Annotated in this window: 2 protein-coding genes; one reads left to right on the top strand and one right to left on the bottom strand. The window is 62.2% G+C overall.

Features of this window, described 5'->3' with window-relative positions:
* Nucleotides 1–178 precede the first annotated feature (178 nt).
* A complete protein-coding gene (locus QZY44_RS13785; RefSeq protein ID WP_295447144.1) occupies nucleotides 179–1,339 on the top strand; it encodes an IS4 family transposase in 1,161 nt (386 codons plus the stop codon).
* Here the strand turns inward: QZY44_RS13785 and QZY44_RS13780 are convergent.
* Nucleotides 1,327–1,878: a ParB N-terminal domain-containing protein gene (locus QZY44_RS13780; RefSeq protein ID WP_295447143.1), complete on the bottom strand. Its 552-nt coding sequence runs from the start codon at nucleotides 1,876–1,878 to the stop codon at nucleotides 1,327–1,329. The two genes, QZY44_RS13785 and QZY44_RS13780, sit on opposite strands and share 13 nt — an antisense overlap.
* Nucleotides 1,879–2,034: the final 156 nt, after the last annotated feature.

Here is a 2,034-nt window from a genome sequence, read left to right as displayed (position 1 = left end):
GACACTCGGCCGAAAGAAGTAGTTCAGAGGCTCATGAAGACCCGCCGCCGTGTCGAAACGGTAATTGGACAGCTGGTGGCTCACGGATCCCCTCATTTTCGACCACCAACATCTAGATCTGGCTCGCGGGATGCTCTACAAGATCATGGGCCTTGTTTGAACGAGAGCGACCATGACGATGATCGGGAACCGGCTGGGACAGAAGGTGGCGGACGTACGGGAATTTATTGGTAGGGTTTATGGCGACGATCTGCACGTCAAGCGCGTGAACTCGCTGGCCGACGCCACGCTGGGCGTGATGGTCGGCGCCTCTCTGGCGGTCGCGATGATCGGGCAGGCCCTGGCCTTGGCCAAGGGCTTGATCACCAAGCATGCGATCAAGCAGGTGGACCGCTTGCTCAGCAACCAGGGCATTGATGTATGGGAGAGTTTTGCCTATTGGGTGCCGCAGCGGATCGGGGCCCGGCGCGAGATCGTGGTGGCCATGGATTGGACCGATTTCGACCATGACGGGCAAACAACCTTGGCGTTCAATCTGGTGACCAGCCACGGCCGGGCGACGCCGTTGCTGTGGCTGTCGGTGTGGAAGGACGAATTGACCGACCAGCGCAATGCCATCGAAGACGCGTGCCTGGCCCGACTGGCCGCGGTTGTGCCCCCGGGCACCAAGGTGACGATTTTGGCCGATCGTGGCTTCGGCGACCATAAGCTGTTCTCTTATTTGAAAGAACTGGGCTTTGGGTTCGTCATCCGTTTTCGCGGCAACATCCATGTCACCGACGCCTCCGGTGAGACGCGGCCCGCGGCCGGGTGGGTCGGCAAGGGCGGACGCGCCCGCAAATTGCGCGGCGCCGGAGTCACCGCCGCCGCGCAGACGCCCGTGGGCGCGGTCGTGTGCGTTCACGCCAAGGGCATGAAGGAACCCTGGTGCCTGGCCGCCAGCGACCCCGATGCGCCGACCGCGCAGATCGTCAATCATTATGCCAAGCGCTGGACCATCGAACCAAACTTCCGCGATATCAAAGACCTGACCTTCGGCATGGGGCTGGCCGCCACCCGCATCAGCGAGCCCACCCGTCGCGACCGCCTGCTGCTGGTGAACGCCTTCGCCATGGTCCTCCTGACTCTGCTCGGCGCCGCCGGCGAGAGCCTCGGCTTTGATCGCCTGCTCAAGTCCAACACGTCCAAAACCCGCACCCACTCCCTGTTCCGGCAGGGCTGCATGCTGTTCCAACTCATCCCCACCATGCCCGACCAACGCCTCCACCCCCTCATGGCTCGCTTCGCCGAGTTCATCGGGCCGGACCCGGCTTTCAATGGACTATTTCAGGTTGTGTGAAAATGAGGGGATGGGTGAGCTCGCACATCCGTCAGGACCGCGTCGCCCAAGGCCTCGCCACGGGCGGTGTCGCGCTCGATCGTGCGGCGATCGACGCCGGTCTGGGCAGCAGTGTTTTGGCAGAACGACAAATTGTCGTTCTGCCTCTGAACGCCGCCCGTATGCTGATTCCCCCGGTCACCACCATTCCGCGTTTCCGGATGGAGGGCGAGATAGATGTCCTTGCGCCGCCGGGTGAACAGTGCCCGATCGGCCGGGGTCAGTTTGCTGCCGCACAGGTTTTCATCGACCTCGGCCAGCTGGCAGTGGAGATCGTCCAGGGCGAGCATCACCGCCGGGATCGTTTTCCAGCCGAGCCGTTTGCAGGCTTCCAACCGATTGAGCCCGGCCACCAACTGATAGCCATTGTTGACCAGGATGCCATCATTGGCCCGCTCGGCGAAGACTGAAATCGGGTTGATCAGCCCGACTTCAGAAATGCTCGACATCAGAACCTCGACTTGCTCCTCCGAGCAAGGCCGCAGGCGATCGTGCCCCACCAGGACCTGAACGATCGGAATCTAGACGGAGCCACCGACCAGGACTGTTCTCATGGCCTGCCTCCAAGCTGAGCGGCCGGAGCGACATGGACATGCGCTTGTTTGCTTGGGGCCTTCTCTGTCTTGCTCGGCCTTTCACGATAAATCGGAGTGCCG

Origin of the sequence: uncultured Thiodictyon sp. (assembly GCA_903837595.1) — a bacterium.
GTDB lineage: Bacteria > Pseudomonadota > Gammaproteobacteria > Chromatiales > Chromatiaceae > Thiodictyon.
This window is presented reverse-complemented; position numbering and strand designations above follow the sequence as displayed.